This is a genomic window from Yoonia vestfoldensis SKA53 (assembly GCF_000152785.1).
Classification (GTDB): Bacteria; Pseudomonadota; Alphaproteobacteria; order Rhodobacterales; family Rhodobacteraceae; genus Yoonia; species Yoonia vestfoldensis_A.
The window spans coordinates 1,669,512-1,689,590 of sequence record NZ_CH672414.1 but is presented as its reverse complement, the minus strand read 5'-3'; the positions used below and the strand labels follow the sequence as shown (position 1 = coordinate 1,689,590).

Sequence of the window (20,079 nt, the reverse complement as noted above, 5' to 3'; positions counted from 1 at the left end):
GATGACCCAGCCCGACCCCACCCTGCGCCCTGAACGGCAGCCCGAGGATGCTGACCGCGCCTTGCGGCCGCAGACCTTGGACGAATTTATCGGCCAGCGCGAGGCGCGCGCGAACCTCAAGGTCTTTATCGAAAGCGCACGGCGTCGGGGCGAGGCGATGGATCACACGTTGTTCCACGGCCCCCCCGGTCTGGGCAAGACCACGCTGGCGCAGATCATGGCGCGCGAATTGGGTGTTGGCTTTCGCATGACATCGGGTCCGGTGTTGGCCAAGGCCGGCGATCTGGCCGCGATCCTGACCAATCTAGAGGCCCGCGATGTGCTGTTCATTGACGAAATCCACCGGCTGAACCCTGCGGTTGAAGAGGTGCTGTATCCCGCACTGGAAGATTTCGCGCTCGATCTGGTGATTGGCGAAGGGCCTGCCGCGCGCACTGTGCGGATCGAATTACAGCCTTTCACGCTGGTGGGGGCGACTACGCGGATGGGCTTGCTGACCACGCCTTTGCGCGACCGGTTCGGTATTCCGACACGTCTGGAATTTTACACGCAGGACGAATTGCACCTGATCGTCACCCGCGCTGCCCGCCTGCTGGGCGCACCCGCCGCCGATGAAGGCGCGCGCGAGATCGCGCGCCGCGCACGCGGCACGCCGCGGATCGCGGGGCGGCTTTTGCGCCGTGTCGTCGATTTTGCCATCGTCGAAGGCGACGGCACTGTCACGCAAGAGATCGCGGATATGGCGCTGAACCGGCTGGGCGTGGACGACATGGGGCTGGACCAAGCCGACCGGCGCTATCTGCGGCTGATCGCGGAAAGCTATGCCGGCGGGCCAGTGGGGATCGAGACGCTGTCCGCCGCCCTGTCGGAAAGCCGCGACAGTCTGGAGGATGTGATCGAACCCTATTTGCTGCAAAAGGGCCTGATCCAGCGCACCCCGCGCGGGCGGATGCTGGCGCAGGCGGCATGGACCCATCTGGGGCTGGATGCGCCAAGGCCGCAATCGGAATTGTTTGGATAGATGACGGACCTTTCGCCTTATTTCACCCGCTCCGATGGTGCCTATGTCTTTGCCCGCTGGGGGCGGCCCATCGTGCCGGTCGTGTTTGGCGTCGATGATGCGACGCTTTCGGTGTTCAAAGGCGCGATCGAGGCTGTCGTAGTGCTGGCATGCCACAAGATGGACGAGGTCGATACCGAACTTGGCGCCAATCTGATGGTGTTTTTCTGCCGCGACTGGGCGGAACTGACCGAAGTGCCGCATCTGGACCGGCTGGTGCCGGACCTTGCGCCGCTGGTCGCGCGGTTGCAGCAGGCGGATGCCAACCAATACCGGATTTTCCGTTTTGACGATCACGGCGGGATCAAGGCGGCGTTTGTTTTCTTGCGACTGGATGCGCACCTGGATCAGGTGCCTGCCGATACGCTGGCGCTCAGCCAGGCGGTGCAGGTGATCGTGCTGTGGTCGGACCTTGCCTTTACCGACACCCCGCCCTTGGCGCTGGTTGATGGCAAGGCCGTGCTGCGACCAGAAGTGGCGGATGTGATCCGTGCGGCCTATGATCGCGTTATGCCAATCGCGGCGCGCGACCCTGCCCATGCGCTGCGGCTGGCCGCCCGTGTGCAAAGGCCGATGTGATGCATCTGTTCAACCTGCGCGTCTACTACGAAGACACCGATCTGGCGGGGATCGTCTATTACGCCAATTACCTCAAATTCATTGAGCGCGCGCGCAGCGAATGGGTGCGCGATCTGGGCATTGATCAGGCGCAGATGAAAGCCGAAGGGCGGGTCTTTGCCGTGCGCAGGGTCGCGGCGGATTACCTGTTGCCCGCCCGTTATGACGATCTGCTTTGCGTTGAAACGAAGCTTTTGCCGGGATCGGGCGCGCGGTTGGTCCTGCAACAGGATGTCAAACGTGGCGATGCGACGCTGTTTTCCGCCATGGTGACAATCATTTGCATGACAACCGATGGCGCGATTGCGCGGCTACCGGCGGCGATCCGCCAAGCTATGGGCTAAAATAGTGGCAAATTCGGCTTTGTGATGCCGGTTTGGTTGGATTTGCCTTATGCTTTGCGGTATTGAAGGTTCAATTGAGCCCGAACCGGGCCGTCAGGCAGAGCAGGCACATGGAAGTAGCACACGAATTCACAATGTGGGCGTTGTTCGCGCGCGCCACGATCATCGTCAAACTCGTCATGATCATGCTGATCCTCGCATCCATCTGGTGCTGGGCGATCATCGTTGACAAGACGATCCAGTATCGCCGCGCCCGCACCGAGGCCGAGATATTTGACCGCGCCTTCTGGTCTGGTGAACCGTTGGATCAGCTGTTCGACCAGATCGGCCCCGACCCCGATGGCGCGTCTGAAAAGATATTCGCCGCCGGTATGCTGGAATGGCGCAGGTCGCACCGGCAGGATGGCGGGCTGATCGCGGGGGCGACGGCGCGTATCGACCGGTCGATGGATGTGGCCATCGCCAAGGAAACCGCAAGGCTGCAAAAAAGCCTTGCCGTGCTGGCGACAGTCGGATCGACGGCCCCTTTCGTCGGGCTGTTCGGGACTGTCTGGGGGATCATGAACGCCTTTATCGAGATTGCAGAGGCGCAGAACACCAATCTTGCCGTCGTCGCCCCCGGCATCGCCGAGGCGTTGCTGGCCACCGGTCTGGGCCTGTTGGCCGCAATTCCGGCGGTCATCTATTACAACAAACTGTCCGCCGACAGTGAACGGATCGTCGCGGGCTATGAGGCTTTCGCCGATGAATTCGCCACCATCCTCAGCCGTCAATTGGACAGCTGACATGGGTGCCGGTGCCATGAAATCTAGCGATGGCGGCGGTGGCAGAGGTCGCCGCCGCCAGCGCCGCGCCGTGCCGATGTCCGAGATCAATGTCACACCTTTCGTTGATATCATGCTGGTGTTGCTGATCATCTTCATGGTCGCAGCGCCATTGTCTGTCGTGGGCGTGCCGGTAGACCTGCCGCAAACGGCTGCTACTGCGCTGCCCGGTGACGAAGAAGAACCGCTGACCGTGACGATCACCGCGCAAGGTGTCGTGATGATCCAGGAAACCGAAGTGCCGCCTGCCGATCTTGTGACCCGCCTGCGCGCCATCGCCGCGGAACGCACCAGCAACAAGATTTTCCTGCGCGCCGATGGTGCCAATGCGTGGAACCGCGTGGCCGAGGTGATGGGCGCGCTGAACGCGGGCGGATTTTCCGACATCGGCCTTGTCACGGATATCGGCGGCCCAACCTTTGACGGTGCCGACGGATAAGATGCAGACGCCGGGCATGTATATCTCTGCGGTTGGCCATCTGGGGTTGATCGGCTGGCTTTTGCTGGGGTGGGGGATGCAATCGCAGCCGCTGCCGATGCAGGTCATGGATGTTTCCGTCATGTCCGGCGAGGAATTTGAACAAATGATGGCGGCCCGCACGCCGACGCCCGGCGATGCCCCGCCCACGGCTCCCGTGCAGCCCCAGATCGAACAGACGCCGCCACCGCCCGCCGTGGAAACCCCGCCAGAGCCCGCGCCGGTGCCCCTACCGGTGGAAACGCCCGTGAGCGAAGCACCACCACCGCCTGCGCCGGAAATGCCCCCTGCCGATGTGACAGATGCCGCCCCAGCAGCACCTGCACCGCCCGAGATGCCTGCGCCTGCGCCCGATCTGCCGCCCAGCGATGACCCGACGCAGGCCCCTGCGAACCGGATCGCTTCGACCCCAACGGCGCCGCCCCCGCCCGATGCGCAGATCTCCGACATCGCGCGCGAAGCAGTCGTGCCTGATGAAACCGCCACAGCCGAAGTTGCCGTTCCCGAACAACAGGCCACCGCCCCCGAACAGACCGCGACCGAAATCGTCATCGCCGACGAACGCCCGCGCGGCGCGGTCGAAACTTCGATCCGTCCTATCGCGCGTCCGGCGCGCCCCGCGCCGCCCGCGCCCGAACAAGAGACTGCAACCGCAGAACCTACGCCGGACCCCGCGCCGACACCCGCACCTGTGCCCGACACCAGCGATGCCGTGGCAGACGCGCTTGCTGCGGCCGTCGCAAGCAGTGCGGCACCTGCCGTGCAGGCTGGCCCCCCGATGACAGGGTCCGAACGCGACAGTTTCCGCATCGCGGTCAACAGCTGTTGGAATGTTGACCCGGGGTCAGTGGCCGCGCGCGTGATCGTCGAGGTAGGCTTTACCCTGAACCGTGACGGAACACTGGACGGCGAACCGCGCTTGTTGTCGTCTGACGGCGACCAATCTGCTACCAGCACGGCATTCGAGGCGGCCCGCCGCGCGATCCTGCGCTGTCAGCGTGGCGGATATCAGCTCCCCGCTGATAAATATGACCAGTGGCGTGAAGTTGTGATTACATTCGACCCAAGCGGTATGCGATTGAGATAAAAGAACGACCAATATGGGTACACGCCGCTGTCTGCGGATCGCCCGCAACGATCAGGAATGATGCTGTCGGGATGCAGTACCGACAGCGAAAGAGGCAAAGATGATGAAAAGAATTTTGACGTTGCTGATCGCGCTGATGTTCGCGGGTCCTGCCTTCGCGCAGGGGGGGCCTTTGCGCCTGACGATCACGGATGGGGTGATCGAGCCGATCACCTTTGCCGTTCCGTCGTTCGAGGCGGAAACGCCGCAGGCGGGCCAGCTTGCCTCTGAGCTGACGCGCCTTGTTGCGCAAAACCTGTCCGGCACCGGGCTGTTCCGCGAAGTACCGGCCAGTGCCTTTATCTCGCAGGTGGGGTCTTTTGCGCAGCCGGTCGCCTTTGCCGATTGGCGCGCTGTGAACGCGCAGGCGCTGGTCATCGGTGCGGTCAGCATGACTGGTGATCAGGTCAACGTGAAATTCCGCTTGTTCGATGTATTTTCCGGGCAAGAGCTGGGCGGTGGATTGCAATTCGCGGGCACGACCGCGGGCTGGCGGCGGATGGGTCACAAAGTGTCCGACGCCGTCTATAGCCGGATCACCGGCGAAGGTGGCTATTTCGACAGCCGCGTGGTGTTTGTCGCCGAAAGCGGCCCCAAGGATAACCGGCTCAAGCGGTTGGCGGTGATGGATTATGATGGTGCGAACGTCCAATTTCTGACCGATAGCAGCAGCATCGTTTTGGCCCCGCGGTTTTCGCCACGCGGCGATCAGGTGCTTTACACCAGCTTTGAATCTGGCTTTCCGCGCATCAACCTGCTGGATGTCGCCGATGTCGCGCGCCGCCAGATCGCGACAGCCCCCGGCGAGATGTCGTTCAGCCCGCGGTTTTCGCGCGACGGGCGGCAGGTGATCTATAGCCTGTCGAATGGCGCGACGACCGATATCTATCGCACCGATCTGGACACGGGCCAGCATGTGCGCCTGACCGCCACACCCTCGATCGATACGGCCCCCAGCCTGTCGCCCGACGGATCGCAGATCGTGTTTGAAAGCGACCGGTCTGGCAGCCAGCAGCTTTATATCATGTCATCCACGGGTGGCGACGCGCGCCGGATTTCCTTTGGCGAGGGGCGGTATTCCACGCCGGTCTGGTCGCCGCGCGGTGATCTGGTGGCGTTCACAAAGCAGAATGCCGGGCGGTTCCACATCGGCGTGATGCGCACCGACGGATCCGAGGAACGTTTGCTGACCTCGTCCTTTCTTGACGAAGCGCCGACATGGTCGCCCAATGGCCGGGTCATCATGTTCACCCGCGAAACGCAGGGGGCCGATGGGGCGAGCGCGCTTTATTCGGTCGATATTTCGGGGCGCAACCTACGGGCTGTCCCGATCCAGAGTGCTGCATCCGATGCGTCTTGGGGGCCATTACAGCCGTGACCGGACGGCACAAGCCGTTCCCAGACACCGATAGCCGTGCTATACTGATGAAAATGAGCAGATAAACAGGATTACCCCATGAAGATGATGACAAAGGCAACACTCTTGCTTTTGGTGCTGGCAACCGCAGCCTGTACCAATCCCAACCGCTTTGGTGCCGGTGGCGCAGGCGGTGCTGGTGCTGGTGCTGGCGGTTTCGACGCCACGACCGGTATGGCAGGCTCCGCGAGCGACCCGCGCAGCCCGGCGTTTTTTAACCAAACCATCGGCGACCGCGTGTTGTTCGCCATTGATCAGTCCACGATCAGCCCCGAAGGGCGCACCATTCTGGATGGGCAAGCCCAATGGCTGCTGACCAATGCCGATTACCGCGCCGTTATCGAAGGCCACGCCGACGAACAGGGTACCCGTGAATACAACCTTGCACTTGGCTTCCGCCGCGCCAATGCCGTGCGCGAATACCTCGTGTCGCGCGGCGTCCCGTCAGCCCGTCTCGAAGTGACCAGCTATGGCAAGGAGCGCCCGATCGAGGTTTGTTCCAACGAGGCGTGTTATTCGCAAAACCGCCGTGCCGTCACGGTTTTGTCGTTCTCGGCGATGACCAGCTGATCCAGACCCGGGGGCCGATGATGCTGCACCGTATTCTTGCCGTTTGTGCCATTCTATTGGCCCCCCTGCCTGCCTCTGCACAGGACGAGACGCTGGCGGATATCCGCCAGCAACTGACCGCACTTTATGTCGATGTGCAGCGCCTGCGCACAGAATTATCAACGACCGGAACCTTACCGACAGGTGTTGCCGGGGCGACACCGCTGGACCGGCTTGACGCAATCGAGGCAGAGTTGCAGCGCCTTACCTCGAAAGCCGAGGAGCTTGAATTTCGGGTAAACCGCATCACCGTGGACGGCACGAACCGTATCGGTGATCTGGAATTCCGGCTGTGCGAACTGGAACAAGGCTGCGATATCGCCAATCTTGGCGATACGCCGTCGTTGGGCGGTGTCGATAATTCGGCGGGCGTGCCCGTTGCCAATCCACCGCCCGTGACGGGCGGCCCTGCCGTGGCCATCGGCGAACAAGATGACATCCGGCGCGCGCAGGAGGCGCTCGCCTCGGGTGACTTTCGCGGCGCCGTGGATCAGCTATCGACCTTTGGCACGACCTATCCGGGTAGCCCCTTAGCGCCAGAGGCTGCGTTCATTCGTGGACAGGCGCTTGCGGCCTTGGGTGAAGACACCGGTGCAGCACGCGCCTTTCTGGAATCCTTTTCGGCTGATCCTGCGGGACAGCGTGCCGCGCAATCACTGGTCCGGCTGGGTGCGTCGTTGGGAGCAATCGGGCAAACGCAGGATGCTTGCCTGACGCTGGCCGAAGTGGGCGTGCGGTTTGCAGGCAACCCTGCTGTCGGGGATGCGCAGACCGCGATGCAAAACCTGGGATGTCAGTAGCGCCGCTGCCTCCAATGCTTGCGCCCGGTTTTGCCCAATTGCTGCAAGGCGGCACGCCGGTCGGGCTTGCGGTGTCGGGGGGCGGCGATTCCATTGCGCTGTTGCATCTGGCCGCCGCGATTGGCGGGCGGATCAGCGTGGCGTCCGTTGATCACGGCCTGCGGCCTGAAAGTGCGGCTGAATGCGGGATGGTTGCAGATATTTGTACCAGTTACGGCCTGCCGCATCAGACATTAAAATGGACCGGCTGGGACCGGCGCGGCAACTTGCAGGATCAGGCGCGCCGCGCGCGCTATGGCTTGTTGGCGGATTGGGCGCGCGCCGCGGGGGTCGCCAATATTGCGCTTGGGCATACGGCCGATGATCAGGCGGAAACAATCGTCATGGCACTGGCGCGTGGTGCGGGGGTCGGCGGGCTGGCGGGGATGGCGGCTGTGATGTCGCGCGATGGCCTGCATTATCACCGGCCCTTGTTGCAGGTCACACGGGTGGCATTGCGCGCCTATCTGGTGGCGACAGGCCGCGTCTGGTGCGATGATCCTAGCAATGACGACCCCGCTTATGAACGGATCAGGATCAGGCAAGCGGCGGATACATTGGCCGAATTGGGGCTGACGTCTCAGACGCTGGGGCAGGTCGCGCAGCATATGGCGACAGCCACCGAGGCGCTGGACCGTGGCACCGCTGATCTGGCAGCCGCTGTGATGATGCCGCAGAGCGGGGATGTGCTGATCATGCTGGCCCTGCGCGATCTGTCGCGCGAACAGGCCCGCCGGCTGGTGTTGGCCGCGATGGAACGGGTGCATCGGCGGATCACCCCGCCACGCAAGGATGAACAGCAGCGCCTGATGCACGCCTTGCTGCAAGGGCAGGGCGTCACGCTTGGCGGTTGTCTGATGACTTTTGACGGACCCGTCCTGCGCGTCAGCCGCGAGCCGCAGGCCGTGGCGCAGATCGTTACCCCCACGACCGCGCTCTGGGATGCACGCTGGCGGCTGTCGGGACCACATGCCCCCGACCTGCAACTGCGCGCGCTGGGGGCGGGGATCGAGCTGTGTTGCGACTGGCGCCGCAGCGGTCTGCCGCGCCGGTCTTTGCAGGCCACACCTGCCGTCTGGCGTGATCAGACGCTGGTTTCTGCACCCTTGGCGGGTTTCGGGGGTGATTGGTCCGCGCAGATTGTCGCGGACTAGCCCTGCGCGCGGCTTTGCGCATTGAAGATTGGCGGTTTGTCCCTATTCTAGGAGTAACCACGCAGGCACGAGTCTGTCGCCTGTTTGACGATGTGATAGGAGTCCCCCTTGGGTAACGCACGCAACATGGTCTTTTGGGTCGTCATGTTCTTGATGGTCCTGGCCTTATTCAACCTGTTCAGCAGCCCCCCCGGTGCCACCGGCGGCGATGCGCGCAGCTTTTCCACCTTTGTCGAGGCCGTTCAGTCTGGCCGCGTGACCGATGCCGTGATCGACGGCGAGCGTGTCCGCTATTCCGAGGCCGGGCGGACCTATTCCACCATCGCACCGTCGGATGCGGAAATCACCAACCTGTTGATCGGCGCCAATGTCCCGTTCGAGGCGCGGAGCCAGGAAACATCCGTGTTCCAGTCATTCCTTGTCAGCCTGTTGCCGTTCGTTCTGTTGATTGGTGTCTGGGTCTATTTCATGAACCGGATGCAGGGCGGCGGCAAAGGCGGGGCGATGGGTTTCGGCAAATCGAAAGCCAAGCTGTTGACCGAGAAATCGGGCCGCGTGACGTTTGACGACGTGGCCGGGATCGACGAGGCCAAGGAAGAATTGGAAGAGATCGTCGAATTCCTGCGCAACCCGCAGAAATTCAGCCGCCTTGGCGGCAAGATCCCCAAAGGCGCGCTGCTTGTCGGTCCTCCGGGTACCGGTAAGACCTTGCTGGCGCGCGCCATCGCGGGCGAAGCAGGCGTGCCGTTCTTCACCATCTCGGGCTCTGACTTTGTGGAAATGTTCGTCGGTGTCGGTGCAAGCCGTGTCCGCGACATGTTCGAGCAGGCCAAAAAGAACGCACCCTGTATCGTGTTCATCGACGAAATCGACGCTGTGGGCCGTGCGCGCGGTGTCGGCATGGGCGGTGGCAATGACGAACGCGAACAGACGCTGAACCAGCTTTTGGTCGAAATGGACGGGTTCGAGGCGAACGAAGGCGTGATTATCGTCGCCGCCACCAACCGGCGCGACGTGCTGGACCCAGCCCTGCTGCGTCCGGGTCGTTTTGACCGTCAAGTCACCGTGCCGAACCCCGATATCAAAGGCCGCGAAAAGATTTTGGGCGTGCATGCGCGCAAGGTTCCGCTGGGTCCTGATGTCGACCTGCGGATCATCGCACGCGGCTCGCCGGGGTTTTCGGGGGCCGATCTGGCGAACCTTGTGAACGAGGCTGCTTTGATGGCCGCCCGTGTGGGTCGCCGTTTCGTGACCATGGTCGATTTCGAATCGGCCAAGGACAAGGTGATGATGGGGGCCGAACGCCGGTCGATGGTCATGACTGCCGAGCAAAAAGAAATGACCGCCTATCACGAGGCCGGCCATGCGATCGTCGGGATTTCACTGCCCAAATGCGACCCCGTCTACAAGGCCACAATCATCCCGCGCGGTGGTGCGCTGGGCATGGTGATGAGCCTGCCGGAAATCGACCGCTTGAACATGTTCAAGGATGAATGCCACCAGCGTCTTGCGATGACGATGGCGGGCAAGGCGGCCGAGATCATCAAATACGGCCCCGATTCTGTCAGCAACGGCCCAGCCGGTGACATCCAGCAGGCCAGCCAGCTGGCCCGTGCAATGGTGTTGCGCTGGGGCATGTCCGACAAGATCGGCAATATCGATTATGCCGAGGCGCATGAAGGCTATCAGGGCAACACCGCCGGTCTGTCGGTGTCGGCCGATACCAAGGTCATGATCGAGGAAGAGGTCCGCCGGTTCATTCAGGATGGCTATGAACTTGCCTACAAGATCATCACCGAAAAGAATGAAGAGTTCGAGCGTCTGGCGCAGGGTCTGTTGGAATACGAAACCCTGACAGGAGACGAGATCAAGCGCGTCATGGCGGGTGAATTGCCGCATGCAAGCGACGACAAGGGTGGCACGCCGCCGTCCGCAGGCTCGTCGGTCACGGCGATCCCCAAGACCAAGCCGAAAAAGCCGCGCGCGCCTGATGGCGGGCTGGAACCGGAACCTTCGGTCTGACACATCAAACGCCGCCCCACGGGGCGGCGTTTTGCGTTGCTGCTCCGGCCCTTGCGGTGCCGGATGCCTCCGGCGGGGATATTTTTTCTCGGAAGATGACTTGTCTTTTCGCGCCCCGCGCGGCCAATGTTGCGCCAGCAGCAGGAGGACCGCGATGCCCGCGTTAAAGAAGACTGAGACCATCGGCGAAGTTGTCTGGCTGGGTCTTGTGCCGGACCGTGATGCCGCCCTCACATCCGTTGCCGTACAGGATGCGCGGCTTACCTATGCCGGTATCCCCGGCGAGGCGCATGGCGGTTTGACCCGCCCGTCCTGTTCGCGCGTGATCAGCCAGCATCCGCGCGGCACGCAGATTCGCAACGTGCGCCAGCTTTGCGTCATGTCCGCCGAGGAATTGGCGCTGATCGCCGCTGATTGCGGGCTGGACGATCTTGATCCGGCCTATGCGGGCGCGTCGCTGGTGGTGCGCGGCATTCCCGATTTCACGCATCTGCCGCCGTCGTCGCGCCTGCAATTTCCGGACGGATCTGTGATTGTCGTCGATATGGAAAACCAGCCTTGCCATTTGCCTGCCAAGGCAATCAACGCCGACCATCCGGGGGCGGGCGACCGGTTCAAGGCGGCGGCCAAGGGCAGGCGCGGTGTCACCGCCTGGGTCGAACGCGAAGGCTTTGTGCGTGTCGGCGATGCGGTCACGCTGCATGTGCCGGGCCAGCGAAGCTGGCAGCCCTGACCCTCTCCCGCCGCTGTCGGGACGGATTGCGTCGCAATCGGGGGACAGCAGGCAAGAGCGCCTCTTTAACAAAGAGGACATGGCCAGCAACAGGAAAGATCACATGGCAGTCAAATCCGATATCGAGATCGCCCGCGCGGCAACCAAGCGCCCTATTCAGGACATTGGCGCCAAGCTGGGTATCCACAGCGATGATCTTGTCCCTTACGGTCATGACAAGGCCAAGGTCAGCCAGCGCCTGATTGACGCCGTGCAGGACCGCCCCGACGGCAAGCTGATCCTTGTGACCGCGATCAACCCGACACCTGCGGGCGAGGGCAAGACTACCACGACTGTGGGCCTTGGCGACGGGTTGAACGCGATCGGCAAGAAGGCGGTGGTTTGTATCCGCGAAGCCTCGCTTGGTCCTTGTTTCGGGATGAAGGGCGGTGCGGCGGGCGGCGGTTATGCGCAGGTGATCCCGATGGAAGATATGAACCTGCATTTCACCGGCGATTTTCATGCAATCACATCGGCCCATAACCTTTTGGCGGCGATGATCGACAACCATGTCTATTGGGGCAATACGCTGGATATCGACATCCGTCGTGTCGTCTGGCGGCGTGTGATGGATATGAACGACCGCGCCCTGCGCCAGATCACGGCATCATTGGGCGGTGTTGCCAATGGTTTCCCCCGCGAGGCAGGGTTCGACATCACCGTCGCGTCCGAGGTCATGGCGATCCTGTGTCTGGCCCGCAATCTGGCTGATCTGCAAAAGCGGCTGGGTGATATCATCGTCGCTTATCGTCGCGACAAGACGCCCGTTTACTGCCGCGACCTGAAAGCGGATGGCGCGATGACAGTGTTGTTGAAAGATGCGCTGCAACCAAACCTTGTGCAGACTTTGGAAAACAACCCCGCCTTTGTCCATGGCGGCCCCTTTGCCAATATCGCGCATGGCTGCAATTCGGTGACGGCGACGACGACCGCGCTGAAACTGGCGGATTATGTCGTGACCGAGGCCGGCTTTGGGGCCGATCTGGGTGCTGAGAAGTTTATGAATATCAAATGCCGCAAGGCGGGGATCGCACCTGCCTGCGTTGTCGTCGTGGCCACAGTGCGCGCGATGAAGATGAACGGCGGTGTCGCCAAGGCCGATCTGGGGTTTGAAAATGTCGCCGCAGTGCAGGCGGGATGCGCCAACCTTGGCCGTCACATCGAGAACGTCAAATCGTTCGGTGTTCCTGTCATCGTCGCGATTAACCATTTTGTCTCGGACACTGAGGCAGAGGTGGATGCCGTCAAGGCCTATGTAGCGTCTCAGGGGTCCGAGGCTTTATTGTGCAAACACTGGGCGCAGGGATCTGCGGGGATCATCGACCTTGCGACCCGCGTCGCCGAGATCGCGGATCTGGATGCTGCCAATTTCGCGCCGATCTATCCCGATGCGATGCCCCTGTTCGACAAGATGCAGACCATCGCGCAAAAGATCTATCGCGCCGATGGCGTTATTGCTGATGACAAGATCCGTGATCAGCTGGCGCAATGGGAAAATCAGGGATACGGCCATCTGCCCGTCTGCATGGCCAAGACGCAATATAGTTTCACCACTGATCCCGAAAGGCGCGGCGCGCCCACGGGGTTCACCATCCCCGTGCGCGAGGTCCGGCTGAGCGCCGGGGCCGGTTTCATCGTCGCCATCTGTGGCGAGATCATGACCATGCCGGGCCTGCCGCGCGTGCCATCGGCGGAAACGATCATGCTGAACGAGGATGGCCAGATCGAAGGCTTGTTCTAGGCCAGCTGTGCTGTTGTCATTGGGTCGTTCGCGGCGTATCCGGCAGGCGGACCGCGGACAAAGAGGACCGGACGTGAACACACTGCACGATTGCAACGTTATGGTCGATTGCTTGCGAGAAAACCCGGCTCGGGCCGGACAGTGACAGGAAAGATAACCGATGAATGCCCATGTTCTGGACGGCAAGGCCTTTGCCGCAAAGCTTCGTATCACAATTGCGGACCATGTGGCGGCCTTGCAGGCGGGTCACGGCATCGTGCCGGGGCTGGCGGTGGTGCTGGTCGGTGAAGACCCGGCAAGTCAGGTCTATGTGCGCAGCAAAGGCAAGATGACCGTCGAAGTCGGCATGCGTAGTTTCGAGCATCGCCTGCCCGACACCACGTCAGAGGCCGATTTGCTGGGGCTGATTGCGCAGTTGAACGCTGATCCGGCGGTGCATGGTATTCTGGTGCAACTGCCGTTGCCCGGGCATCTGAACAGCGATCTGGTCATCAACAGCATTGATCCGGCCAAGGATGTAGACGGGTTTCACATCTCGAACGTGGGGCTGTTGGGGACGGGCCAAAAGGCGATGGTGCCTTGCACGCCGTTGGGCTGTTTGATGCTGCTGCGGGATCATCACGGGTCGTTGGCAGGCAAACATGCGGTGGTGATCGGGCGGTCCAATATCGTGGGCAAGCCGATGGCGCAATTGCTACTGGGTGACAGCTGCACCGTCACCATCGCGCATAGCCGCACGGCTGACCTGCCCGCGATGGTGCGCCAGGCGGATATCGTTGTTGCCGCCGTGGGCCGCGCGCGGATGGTGCCTGGCGATTGGATCAAGCCGGGGGCCACGGTCATTGACGTGGGCATCAACCGGATTGTGGCCGATGATGGCAGCACGTCTTTGGTGGGTGATGTCGATTATGACAGCTGCGCCGCCGTAGCGGGGGCGATCACGCCGGTGCCGGGTGGTGTGGGGCCGATGACCATCGCCTGTCTGCTTGCCAATACGGTCACCGCCTGTTGTCGTGCCAATGGGCTGGCAGAGCCTGAGGGGTTGACCGTCTGATCCGCCTGCTGCGCAGACGGAGCCTCTGGCAGGGATATTTGGGCTCGGAAGATGACGAAGGTCACGCCAATGGTACGGCCAGCGCCTTGTGGCCTGTCAGGATCGCAATGGCGCGCGGTCCGAAAAGCTGGCGGATCGTGGGCGACATGCAATCCAGCCCGCCGGTATAGGCGCCATAGGCTGGCATGACGATACGTTTGGCATCAACCACAAAGGCGGGCCGGCTGCGGCCTGCCAGCCGGTGCTTGGGGTGGTAATGGCCTGAGACTTCGGCAGTTGCGCTGGTCGCAATGTGGCGAAAGCTCAGAGTGCCAACCTCTATCTGCGACAGATGACTGCCGCCCAGATCGACGGGGCCGGGGTCGTGGTTGCCTTCGATCCAGATCCATTTGCGCCCTGCCTGCAAGCTGCTCAGATGCAGGCGCATGGCGCGATCCAGACTGCCTGCGGCGGCCAGATCGTCGAAACTGTCGCCAAGGCAGATCACCTGACGCGGGTCCGTTGCGCCGATGTCATCTGCCAGCTTGTCCAGCGTTTCTTGTACTTCGTAGGGTGGCAGCATTACCCCGCTGCGCCGCGCGATCCGGTCGGATTTGCCCAGGTGCAGGTCAGAGACGCAGAGCGTGCCTGCCTCTGGCAGCCACAGCGCGCCAGACGGCAGTGCTTGGCAGCGTGTGCCGCAAAGGGTGAAAGCATAGCTATTCATACGATTTTCTTTGCTGATTTGCCACGCAGGCGCAAGGTTCAATCCGCGGGCAACCCGATCTTTGCCATTAGGGCTGCGGCCTCGTCCTCCATCAGCCGTTCGCGGCCGGCACCCGCCAGTGCGATGCGACCTTGTTCAAGGAAAAGCGGCATCGCAAGCGGCGTCACCCTGTCCAGCGCGACGTGATCGACGTGGCCTGCAGTGCGGGCCAGCATCTCTTCGATCCGGCCGAAATCGACCAGACCGCGCAGGGCTTCTTCGCGGGTGATTTGCAGCATCAGATGGTCGGGGTCGTATTTGGCCAAAGTGTCATAGAGGATGTCCGACGAAAACGTCGCCTGCCGCCCCGATTTGCGCGCCTGCGGCAGATTGCGTTCAATCAGCCCCGCGATGGTGGCTGCCCCCCGGAAGGTGCGTTTCATCACAGCATTGCCTGACAGCCATGTCTCGAACCCGGCACGCAGATCGGGCGCGCGGAACAAAGGTGCTGCGTCGGTCACGGGTTTGAGCCCCCAGACCAGCACCGCGTAATCCGTAGCGACAAAGCCCAAAGGCTGCAGGTCCATTTCTTCCATCCGCTGGGTCAAAAGCATCCCCAGCGTCTGCATCGCGTTGCGCCCTGCAAAACCGTAAACGCAGATATGCTGGCGGCCGTCATGCGGGAAACTTTCGACCAGTATCCGGTCAACCTCGGGCAGTTTGGACACTTGCCGTTGTAGCCCCAGCCACGCAGCGGTGTGGGCGGGCAATTGGGGCCAGTCATCTTGCGCGAACATCCGCAGGATGCGTTGCGACAATTGCGTGGAATTGGCGAATTTGGTGCCCATGAAGGTCGCGATTTTCGGCGTCTTGCTGGCGTCGCGCGTCACCTCGACCGTCATCTCGCGCAACCCGTCATAGCGCACGATTTGGCCACCGATCAGGAAAGTGTCGCCTTGGGTCAGCGTGGCGGCAAAGGATTCCTCGACCTCGCCCAAGGGTTTGAAATTGCCTTTCAGGCGGACCTTGAGCGTGTCGGTATCCTGGATCGTGCCGATATTCATGCGGATGCGCAGGGCGGCGCGGGGGTCGCGCAATTGCCATTTGCCATCCGCCGTCTGCAACAGCCTTTTCCAGCGGTCATAGGCGCGCAGGGCATATCCGCCAGTGGCGCAGAAATCCAGACAGGCGTCGAAATCTGCCCGTGTCAGCCCGGTATAGGCGCCCACGCTACACACCTCGTCAAAGAGATCATCAGCGTGGAACGGCCCTGCGCAGGCGGCGATCAGAATGTGCTGGCACAGCACGTCGCGCGGGCCAGCACCTTTGGGGTCGCCGTCAAGGTCGTGGGCTTGCACCGCCTGCAATGCGGCGATGCATTCGACCACCTCGAACCGGTTGGCAGGCACGAGCAGCGCCTTGGAAGGCGCGTTGTAGCGGTGGTTGGCGCGCCCGATCCGTTGCACCAGACGTTTGACGTTCTTGGGCGCGCCGACCTGAATGACCAGATCGACATCACCCCAGTCGATGCCCAGATCCAGACTGCCGGTGCAGACGATGGCGCGCAGCTGCCCAGCGACCATCGCGGATTCCACCCTTTCGCGCTGTTCGCGGGCAAGGCTGCCGTGGTGAATGCCGATCGGCAAATCATCGGTATTGGCCAGCCACAGGTTGTGAAAGAAAATCTCGGCCTGCGCGCGGGTGTTGTGAAAGATCAGCGTGGTTTTGTGTTGTTTCACAGCTTCCAGTACGGCGGGGATGGCATAGTTCGCCCCACCTCCGGCCCAGGGCGGGGGGGCATCCGTTTGCAGCATGGCGATATCGGGTGCGGGGCCGGGGTCGGCCAGCAGGATAGGGCAGGGGTCGGGGTGGCGCGCAAGCATCCGCGCGATGGCAGGCGGGTCTTCGACCGTAGCGGACAGGCCAACGCGGCGCAGGCCGGGGGCCAAGGTCTGCAACCGGCTGAGCGCCAGCATCAGCTGATCGCCCCGTTTGCTTTCGGCGAGCGCGTGGATTTCATCGACGATCACCCGCTGCAACCCCGCAAACATGCGCGGCGCATCTTCATAGCTGATCAGCAAGGCCAGCGATTCAGGTGTTGTCAGCAGGATATGGGGCGGGTCGGCGCGCTGGCGGCGTTTCTGGGTATAGGATGTGTCGCCGGTGCGATCCTCGATCCGCACGGGCAGGGCCATATCCTCGACCGGCCGGCGCAGATTGCGTTTGATATCCGCCGCCAGCGCCTTGAGCGGCGAGACATAAAGCGTGTGCAGCCCCTGATGGGCCCCATCCGCCAGTTCGACGAGGCTGGGCAGGAACCCTGCCAGCGTCTTGCCCCCGCCTGTGGGCGCGATCAGCAAAAGCGCGGGGTCGTTCGCGCGGTCCAGCATGGCCTGCTGATGCGGATGCACCAACCAGCCGCGGCCTGCGAACCACGCGTCGAACTTGGCTGGCAGGTGGCGCGTGGCGTCTGGCATGGATGTCCCGATGCAAAAGATTTCCCCTTAGGTAGGTGGAAGCCCGTGGATTGCAAAGGTCGCCCGGTATCTAGCGGACGATGTCTTCGTCGGTGACGAACATATTGGCCCAGGCGCGGTCGAGCAGGTCAGGCGACATATGATAGGGGATCCCTTCAAAGTCGCAGATCGAGATCATATGGTCGATCAGAAACGTGGGATGAAAATTCGCATAGATGTTGTTTATCTCAGGATAGCGCACATTCAGCAGGTGGACGAGCGTGTCTTCGTCCAGTGGCATCTGGCGCTTGCGCGCGACCATGGCAAAGATTTTCAGGTAATCTTCCTGATTGGGGCCGTCGATCTTGATCTTATAGAAAATCCGCCGCAACGCTGCCTTGTCAAAGATCGCGTTGGGGTGAAAGTTGGTCGAGAACACGACCAGCGTGTCGAAAGGCACTTCGAATTTCTCGCCCGATTGCAGGGCCAGAATATCCCTGTTTTCTTCAAGCGGCACGATCCAGCGGTTGACCAGCATCTGCGGCGGCTCAGTCTGGCGGCCAAGGTCATCGACGATAAAGATGCCGCCGGTTGATTTCATCTGCAAAGGCGCCTGATACGTCCGCGCGGTCGGGTTATAAACAAGGTCGAGCATCGACAACGACAATTCACCGCCCGTGATCACCGTGGGCCGTTCGCAGCGGACATAGCGCGTGTCGAACCGCCCCGCGGTGCGGCGCAAACTGGTGGGATCGTCCACGTCATCTTCGGCGGCGGAATGAACGACCGGGTCATAGACCGTGATGACCTGACCGGAATACGCGATGGCGCGCGGCACATAGATCTTGTCCCCCAGCGCATCCCTGATCCCGTTAGAAATTGATGATTTCCCGTTGCCGGGCGGGCCATACATCAAGATGGACCGGCCGGCACCGACAGCCGGGCCAAGATGGGACAACAGGTCCGCAGGCAGGACCAGATGACCCATCGCGGTGGTCAGCTGTTCGCGGGTGATCTGGGTGTTGCGGATCGACTGCCGTTTGACCTGTTCGGCGTAAACGGACAAAGGCACGGGCATCGGCCCGTAATATTCGGATTGGTGCAATGCATCCAGCGCGCGGGCGCGGCCCGCATCGGTCAGCCGATACCCCATTTCAGCACTGCTGTTGGCGTTCAAAGTGCCTGTCGCCTCTACCAGCAGTTGGCCGCGCGCCAGATCGACCAGCTCCTGCGTGACCGCCACAGGCAGGCAGATGGCCCGGCTGATCTGGGACACCTGATCAAGGTTCATCCGGAACATCGTCTTGATCAGGATGTCGCGCATCATGGCCATGGGCAGCAACATCGCATCCAGACTGCGCGGGGCGGGTGGGGCCATAACAGTCGATGTTTGCACGTTCATTGTTCTGCCTATCCGCTGAAAGCATGGGTGTCTGATGATCGGGGCTTGGTTGCCAGATTACAGCCCATTATGGCGAAATCGTGAACAAAGCCGTGCCAGTCAAAGGTATTGCGCAAAGTTTCAACGATAGACCGCGACCAGCGACAGATAAAACACCAGCGTCATCGCCAGCGGAAATCCCATCGGGAACCTGCGGGTTTCGGACCAGCTTTGCCAATGTGGCACCAACCGGCGCAGGGGGCTGATCTTTACCAGCCGATGCGTGACAAGACCGGCCAGCAGACAGGCTGCGAACAAGGGCAAAACCAAAGGCAGATCCGTGGTGGCAATGAATGGTGCGGCCGCGGCGGTGAATTTTGCATCACCCGCACCAAGAACGCGCGCCATGTTCAGAATGAACCCGATCACGAGCATGACCGGCAGATGCAGCCAATGCCACAGGTATTGGCCAAACGGCAGGGCGATCAGGCCCAGCACGGCAAAGCTGATCACCAGCGCATAGACTGCGACATTGGGGATTTTCATCTGCCGCAGGTCGCTCCATGCGACATAGATCGCAATCGGGACGACGGCGGGCAAAAACCACAGAGCGGCGCTGGCGGTCAGTCCCATCGGATCAGTTCACTGCATTGTTTTCGAGCGCCTCAAGCGCGCGCACGGCGGCGTCGAAATATTGCGGATGGGTGTTGATCGCGTCATTCAACAGCGATTTGCCAATCGTGACGTCATTTTGCTTGATCGCGGTTAGCGCCATTGTGTGCAGCAATTGCGCGCGTTCGACCTGTGTCATTGTCACGACGGGCAGTGTGTAATTGCGTTGCGCACCGCGCGCCAGAACCAGGTTGTTCTTGGCGGTGAACAAGGCTGGATTGAACCGCAAGGCATCGGAAAACAGCCGTTCGGCGGCAGGGTAATCGCCGCGCGTCAGTTTGGAAAACCCCCAGTTATTGTAGACTGGGGCGGGCCGCGTGGTCAGGCCGACGGCGGTTTCATAGAAACTGTCGGCCTTGTCCCATTGCTGGCGGCTGTCAGCGACCATTGCTTCCAGGCGGTAGCGTTCAAAGTTTTCAAAGGTCGGCGGAATTGTGTTCAGCGTCGCCGCTGCTTCGTCCCACAGATTGCCGCGGATATAGGCATCGGCAAGGTTGAGGCGGTCATGATCCGTGGCGTCAGGATGTGCTGTGACGGTCTGCCAGGCCGCGACGGCCTCGGTTACGCGGCGCGCGCGGATCAAGGACAGCGCAAGCCCGCGTTGCAGATCAATGCGGCCGGGATCGCTAGCATTGGCGTTGGCAAAGTAGTTGACGGCCTCGTCCGGGTCGCCGACCGTCAGCATCACGTCGTTGAGGTTAGTTTCATCAACGACATTGATGTCGCGCAGCGCCTGTTCCAAATCGGCTTCGCCGGACCTGTCACAGGCGGACAAGATGATGAGTGTCGCAAAAAGCGGTATGAAAACTGGATGGCGCATGTTTCTG

19 protein-coding genes are annotated in these 20,079 nt (G+C 61.8%); 14 read left to right on the top strand and 5 right to left on the bottom strand.

All coding sequences use genetic code 11. The features are described from left to right. Position 1: 1 nt before the first annotated feature. From ruvB to folD, 14 genes are all read left to right on the top strand, one after another. On the top strand, positions 2–1,021 hold the full coding sequence (ruvB, locus tag SKA53_RS08290) for a Holliday junction branch migration DNA helicase RuvB (RefSeq protein WP_007205672.1): 1,020 nt from the start codon (positions 2–4) through the stop codon (positions 1,019–1,021). Beyond that, positions 1,022–1,639: a hypothetical protein gene (locus SKA53_RS08285; protein WP_007205671.1), complete on the top strand. Its 618-nt coding sequence runs from the start codon at positions 1,022–1,024 to the stop codon at positions 1,637–1,639. It abuts the gene before it with no gap. Beyond that, positions 1,639–2,022, top strand: coding sequence for a tol-pal system-associated acyl-CoA thioesterase (gene ybgC, locus SKA53_RS08280; protein ID WP_007205670.1), 384 nt, complete (start codon positions 1,639–1,641; stop codon positions 2,020–2,022). The genes SKA53_RS08285 and ybgC overlap by 1 nt, the downstream gene beginning before the upstream one ends. Positions 2,023–2,132: 110 nt before the next feature. After that, on the top strand, positions 2,133–2,807 hold the full coding sequence (gene tolQ, locus SKA53_RS08275) for a protein TolQ (RefSeq protein ID WP_007205669.1): 675 nt from the start codon (positions 2,133–2,135) through the stop codon (positions 2,805–2,807). A gap of 1 nt (position 2,808) precedes the next feature. Beyond that, the gene (locus SKA53_RS08270) at positions 2,809–3,285 is read left to right on the top strand and encodes an ExbD/TolR family protein (RefSeq protein WP_007205668.1); all 477 of its coding nucleotides are present in this window, start codon (positions 2,809–2,811) and stop codon (positions 3,283–3,285) included. Position 3,286: 1 nt separating this feature from the next. Further along, complete coding sequence (locus SKA53_RS08265; protein WP_040482866.1) at positions 3,287–4,411, top strand: hypothetical protein; 1,125 nt, start codon at positions 3,287–3,289, stop codon at positions 4,409–4,411. Positions 4,412–4,511: 100 nt separating this feature from the next. Further along, a complete protein-coding gene (tolB, locus tag SKA53_RS08260; RefSeq protein ID WP_007205666.1) occupies positions 4,512–5,828 on the top strand; it encodes a Tol-Pal system beta propeller repeat protein TolB in 1,317 nt (438 codons plus the stop codon). Positions 5,829–5,906: 78 nt separating this feature from the next. After that, positions 5,907–6,437 (top strand): peptidoglycan-associated lipoprotein Pal, encoded by a 531-nt coding sequence (pal, locus tag SKA53_RS08255; RefSeq protein WP_007205665.1) that lies wholly within the window; start codon positions 5,907–5,909, stop codon positions 6,435–6,437. Between the two features lie 17 nt (positions 6,438–6,454). Continuing rightward, positions 6,455–7,276, top strand: coding sequence for a tetratricopeptide repeat protein (locus tag SKA53_RS08250; RefSeq protein WP_007205664.1), 822 nt, complete (start codon positions 6,455–6,457; stop codon positions 7,274–7,276). Positions 7,277–7,290: 14 nt separating this feature from the next. Beyond that, complete coding sequence (gene tilS / locus SKA53_RS08245; RefSeq protein WP_007205663.1) at positions 7,291–8,469, top strand: tRNA lysidine(34) synthetase TilS; 1,179 nt, start codon at positions 7,291–7,293, stop codon at positions 8,467–8,469. A 126-nt stretch (positions 8,470–8,595) separates the two neighbouring features. Further along, positions 8,596–10,491, top strand: coding sequence for an ATP-dependent zinc metalloprotease FtsH (gene ftsH, locus SKA53_RS08240; protein ID WP_007205662.1), 1,896 nt, complete (start codon positions 8,596–8,598; stop codon positions 10,489–10,491). 154 nt (positions 10,492–10,645) lie between these two features. Then, complete coding sequence (locus tag SKA53_RS08235; protein WP_007205661.1) at positions 10,646–11,224, top strand: MOSC domain-containing protein; 579 nt, start codon at positions 10,646–10,648, stop codon at positions 11,222–11,224. Between the two features lie 103 nt (positions 11,225–11,327). Continuing rightward, complete coding sequence (locus tag SKA53_RS08230) at positions 11,328–13,004, top strand: formate--tetrahydrofolate ligase (protein ID WP_007205660.1); 1,677 nt, start codon at positions 11,328–11,330, stop codon at positions 13,002–13,004. Between the two features lie 160 nt (positions 13,005–13,164). After that, positions 13,165–14,058 carry a bifunctional methylenetetrahydrofolate dehydrogenase/methenyltetrahydrofolate cyclohydrolase FolD gene (folD, locus tag SKA53_RS08225; RefSeq protein ID WP_007205659.1) on the top strand — a complete coding sequence of 298 codons (894 nt, stop codon included), beginning with the start codon at positions 13,165–13,167 and terminating at the stop codon, positions 14,056–14,058. Positions 14,059–14,119: 61 nt separating this feature from the next. On the opposite strand, the gene pdeM is transcribed toward folD, so the two are convergent. The 5 genes from pdeM to SKA53_RS08200 form a co-directional block, all read right to left on the bottom strand. Next, on the bottom strand, positions 14,120–14,764 hold the full coding sequence (gene pdeM / locus SKA53_RS08220; protein WP_040483221.1) for a ligase-associated DNA damage response endonuclease PdeM: 645 nt from the start codon (positions 14,762–14,764) through the stop codon (positions 14,120–14,122). A gap of 38 nt (positions 14,765–14,802) precedes the next feature. Then, on the bottom strand, positions 14,803–17,220 hold the full coding sequence (locus SKA53_RS08215; protein WP_007205657.1) for a ligase-associated DNA damage response DEXH box helicase: 2,418 nt from the start codon (positions 17,218–17,220) through the stop codon (positions 14,803–14,805). A gap of 70 nt (positions 17,221–17,290) precedes the next feature. After that, complete coding sequence (locus SKA53_RS08210; protein ID WP_040482865.1) at positions 17,291–18,601, bottom strand: ATPase; 1,311 nt, start codon at positions 18,599–18,601, stop codon at positions 17,291–17,293. 120 nt (positions 18,602–18,721) lie between these two features. Next, positions 18,722–19,213 (bottom strand): prepilin peptidase, encoded by a 492-nt coding sequence (locus SKA53_RS08205; protein WP_007205655.1) that lies wholly within the window; start codon positions 19,211–19,213, stop codon positions 18,722–18,724. 4 nt (positions 19,214–19,217) lie between these two features. Then, on the bottom strand, positions 19,218–20,072 hold the full coding sequence (locus tag SKA53_RS08200; RefSeq protein WP_007205654.1) for a tetratricopeptide repeat protein: 855 nt from the start codon (positions 20,070–20,072) through the stop codon (positions 19,218–19,220). Between the last annotated feature and the right edge of the window lie 7 nt (positions 20,073–20,079).

Excerpts from the sequence above, each read along its gene's own strand:
- ftsH (WP_007205662.1), top strand. The coding sequence starts at position 8,596 with ATGGTCTTTTGGGTCGTCATGTTCTTGATGGTCCTGGCCTTATTCAAC.
- SKA53_RS08215 (WP_007205657.1), bottom strand. The coding sequence starts at position 17,220 with ATGCCAGACGCCACGCGCCACCTGCCAGCCAAGTTCGACGCGTGGTTC.
- SKA53_RS08265 (WP_040482866.1), top strand. The coding sequence starts at position 3,287 with ATGCAGACGCCGGGCATGTATATCTCTGCGGTTGGCCATCTGGGGTTG.
- SKA53_RS08205 (WP_007205655.1), bottom strand. The coding sequence starts at position 19,213 with ATGGGACTGACCGCCAGCGCCGCTCTGTGGTTTTTGCCCGCCGTCGTC.
- pal (WP_007205665.1), top strand. The coding sequence starts at position 5,907 with ATGAAGATGATGACAAAGGCAACACTCTTGCTTTTGGTGCTGGCAACC.
- SKA53_RS08210 (WP_040482865.1), bottom strand. The coding sequence starts at position 18,601 with ATGAACGTGCAAACATCGACTGTTATGGCCCCACCCGCCCCGCGCAGT.
- SKA53_RS08200 (WP_007205654.1), bottom strand. The coding sequence starts at position 20,072 with ATGCGCCATCCAGTTTTCATACCGCTTTTTGCGACACTCATCATCTTG.
- SKA53_RS08250 (WP_007205664.1), top strand. The coding sequence starts at position 6,455 with ATGATGCTGCACCGTATTCTTGCCGTTTGTGCCATTCTATTGGCCCCC.
- tolQ (WP_007205669.1), top strand. The coding sequence starts at position 2,133 with ATGGAAGTAGCACACGAATTCACAATGTGGGCGTTGTTCGCGCGCGCC.
- ybgC (WP_007205670.1), top strand. The coding sequence starts at position 1,639 with ATGCATCTGTTCAACCTGCGCGTCTACTACGAAGACACCGATCTGGCG.
- tilS (WP_007205663.1), top strand. The coding sequence starts at position 7,291 with ATGCTTGCGCCCGGTTTTGCCCAATTGCTGCAAGGCGGCACGCCGGTC.
- SKA53_RS08270 (WP_007205668.1), top strand. The coding sequence starts at position 2,809 with ATGGGTGCCGGTGCCATGAAATCTAGCGATGGCGGCGGTGGCAGAGGT.
- tolB (WP_007205666.1), top strand. The coding sequence starts at position 4,512 with ATGATGAAAAGAATTTTGACGTTGCTGATCGCGCTGATGTTCGCGGGT.
- pdeM (WP_040483221.1), bottom strand. The coding sequence starts at position 14,764 with ATGAATAGCTATGCTTTCACCCTTTGCGGCACACGCTGCCAAGCACTG.
- SKA53_RS08235 (WP_007205661.1), top strand. The coding sequence starts at position 10,646 with ATGCCCGCGTTAAAGAAGACTGAGACCATCGGCGAAGTTGTCTGGCTG.
- SKA53_RS08285 (WP_007205671.1), top strand. The coding sequence starts at position 1,022 with ATGACGGACCTTTCGCCTTATTTCACCCGCTCCGATGGTGCCTATGTC.
- folD (WP_007205659.1), top strand. The coding sequence starts at position 13,165 with ATGAATGCCCATGTTCTGGACGGCAAGGCCTTTGCCGCAAAGCTTCGT.
- ruvB (WP_007205672.1), top strand. The coding sequence starts at position 2 with ATGACCCAGCCCGACCCCACCCTGCGCCCTGAACGGCAGCCCGAGGAT.
- SKA53_RS08230 (WP_007205660.1), top strand. The coding sequence starts at position 11,328 with ATGGCAGTCAAATCCGATATCGAGATCGCCCGCGCGGCAACCAAGCGC.